Origin of the sequence: Nocardioides sp. NPDC057772, assembly GCF_042798075.1 — a bacterium.
GTDB lineage: Bacteria > Actinomycetota > Actinomycetes > Propionibacteriales > Nocardioidaceae > Nocardioides.
In genome coordinates this window covers 1-2181 of sequence record NZ_JBHVKN010000362.1, presented here as the reverse complement: position 1 = coordinate 2181, position 2181 = coordinate 1, and the positions used below count along the sequence as shown (strand labels likewise).

Sequence of the window (2181 nt, the reverse complement as noted above, 5' to 3'; positions counted from 1 at the left end):
TCGGCGCGGCGGTTGCCGCAGGGACGGTAGAGCACCCCGAGCGGGGCATTCGCGGACGAGAACGTGCCGACGAGATCCCCGGTTTCGGCGTCGAAGGTCTCCGAGTGGCCAGTCAGCCGGATGGGGTGAGCGCAGTTGCCCACGCTGGCCAGGGTCTCGGCGAACCTGTCGAAGGAGCCGTCACGCCACCGAGCCAGCATCCCCGCGGCTTGGTCGGAGGTGAGCCCGGACAGATCCAGCGGCGCATCCTCCCCGTACGGGTAGGCAACCGCCTGGCCCGTCGCGGACGATGCGTCACTGTGGATGCCCGGTGCATCCATGGTCGAGACGATCACGCGGCACCGTCCAGAGCGGTGGCGGTGGGAATGGGGTCCGGTGTGATGCCGCCCCAGCCAGGGCAGCCCGGGGCGCAGCGTCGCCAGTAGTGACCGCAGGCCAGGAAGAGCGGGCAGCCGTACTCATCGAGCAGACAGACCGGCACGGTGTTGGTCCTCATGCCGCACCGTCGAGGAGCGAGGTCGCGGGGAGGGCGTCCAGCAGGTCGAGCAGGTCCTCAGGCTCGGGGGCCTGGTCGACGCCGCACCACCAGCCGCCGGTGACGCGGTTGCGCTTGGCGTAGGCCTGGCAGGCGAGCCGGACCGGGCAGGCCTCGCAGGTCTCCCGCATCAGGTCGACCAGGACCGTGGGGGTCGCGCTGGTGTCCGTTGTCCAGGGCAGGCCGCGCTTCTCTCGGGTGGTGCAGGCGGCGTGCTCCATCCATGCCGGGGTACTCATGCCGCATCCCCGTCCGTGAGCGAGAGCGGCATACCAGGCACGTTGGCCGCGTCTGGGATCGTGACGAGATCCGGCTTTGCGGGGTAGAGCGAGGCGATGCGGCGGATCAGGTCGTCGGACCAGTAGTCGGCCCGTACGCGGTCGGTGGAGCCGTCCTCGTCGATGATCCAGGCCGTGCCCTGCGCGCCCTTGAGGATCCGGTGTGCCGGGGCGAACGGGGCCATGCCGTCACCGAGGACCATGTTCGTCTCCATGGCCGAGCGCAGCCGCAGCGCGATGGTCTGGGTGAAGAGGCCGCGCATGTCGATGACCTCTTTGCGGGGGTCTTGTACGAAGGCGACCACGACGACGCCGACAGCGCGGCCGATGGAGAGAAGCCGCTTGAGGAGCCGCTCGGCCTCCTTCTTGACGTTCTGGTCGGCGTAGGCGGTGAGCGAGGCCAACTCGTCGATGACGAGCAGGTAGAGCGGGTCACCCGGGCCAAGCTTGTGGTTGCGGGAGTAGCCCCGCATCTCCTCGGTGCGGGCATCCGCGATGGAGACGAACTCCTCCAGCATCTCCACGGCCTGCTCACCCTTGACGGCGATCTTGGTGAACAGCGGGGCGCCCATGGTCAGTTCCATGCCGCCTTTGAGGTCGATCCCGTAGGCACGGACCGCGTCGACCGCGATCGCGGGTGCCAGCGAGCCGACCATGCCCCACAGGAATGAGCCCTTGCCCGCGCCGGAGGCACCGACGACGAGGGTGTGCCGTTGCTCGATCTGGAGGTCGAAGGGCTTGCCGGACTGGCGCCGGCCGAGGCGGACGGATTCGGTCTGCATCCGGGGCTCCGGCATCGCGGCCGTGGTGGGGATCTTGATGAGGTCGCGCATCACCAGCTCGAACATCACCGTGGACCCGGTACGGCGCTTGGGCGGGTAGACCCGGTAGGCGTCGGCGGAGTAGGTCGCGGCCAGTTTCGGGGCGAAGGCCTCCAGGTCGGCCAGGGCCTGACCACGCCGCGTCTTGACCCGCAAGGTCACCGAGTGCGCGGAGGTCTTCACCCTCTTGAGGCGCGGGTCGCGCCACTTCTCGATGGACTCCTCCCCGACGCCCATCTTCTTGACCCGCTTGGTGCGGCGCTTGGACAGACCAGCCTCCCGGGCGACGCCCTTCCAGGTGATCCGGAAGAGGAGCCACCACCAGGCGCGGCGGGCGATGGAGGCCAGCCAGCCCAGAGCGGCCAGGGTGGCCGGGCGGGTCGGCTTGATCACGACCAGGACCGCCACGGCCAGGGCGAGCAGCCCGCCGATGCTCATGTAGATCGTTTCGTTCATGACGTGCTCCGTTCTGAGAGTTGGAGACCCGCCAGCCGCCACGGCTTCCCTTCCGCGACGACTGGCGGGCGAATGTGGGGTGTGCTCACAG

At 69.2% G+C, this 2181-nt stretch carries 4 protein-coding genes; all 4 read right to left on the bottom strand.

Annotated elements, in window-relative coordinates:
- Window positions 1-335: replication initiator (locus tag ACFVJS_RS27670; RefSeq protein ID WP_378886750.1), on the bottom strand; the 335-nt coding region annotated here is incomplete at its 3' end.
- Window positions 332-496 carry a hypothetical protein gene (locus tag ACFVJS_RS27665; RefSeq protein ID WP_378886749.1) on the bottom strand — a complete coding sequence of 55 codons (165 nt, stop codon included), beginning with the start codon at window positions 494-496 and terminating at the stop codon, window positions 332-334. The genes ACFVJS_RS27670 and ACFVJS_RS27665, both read right to left, overlap by 4 nt.
- Window positions 493-774: a WhiB family transcriptional regulator gene (locus ACFVJS_RS27660; RefSeq protein ID WP_378886748.1), complete on the bottom strand. Its 282-nt coding sequence runs from the start codon at window positions 772-774 to the stop codon at window positions 493-495. Before ACFVJS_RS27660 ends, ACFVJS_RS27665 begins: the two co-directional genes overlap by 4 nt.
- Window positions 771-2090: an FtsK/SpoIIIE domain-containing protein gene (locus ACFVJS_RS27655; RefSeq protein WP_378886747.1), complete on the bottom strand. Its 1320-nt coding sequence runs from the start codon at window positions 2088-2090 to the stop codon at window positions 771-773. The genes ACFVJS_RS27660 and ACFVJS_RS27655 overlap by 4 nt, the downstream gene beginning before the upstream one ends.
- Window positions 2091-2181: the final 91 nt, after the last annotated feature.

What these genes read in the sequence shown, in the direction of transcription:
- ACFVJS_RS27665 (WP_378886749.1), bottom strand. Translation starts at nt 496, where the DNA reads ATGAGGACCAACACCGTGCCGGTCTGTCTGCTCGATGAGTACGGCTGC.
- ACFVJS_RS27660 (WP_378886748.1), bottom strand. Translation starts at nt 774, where the DNA reads ATGAGTACCCCGGCATGGATGGAGCACGCCGCCTGCACCACCCGAGAG.
- ACFVJS_RS27655 (WP_378886747.1), bottom strand. Translation starts at nt 2,090, where the DNA reads ATGAACGAAACGATCTACATGAGCATCGGCGGGCTGCTCGCCCTGGCC.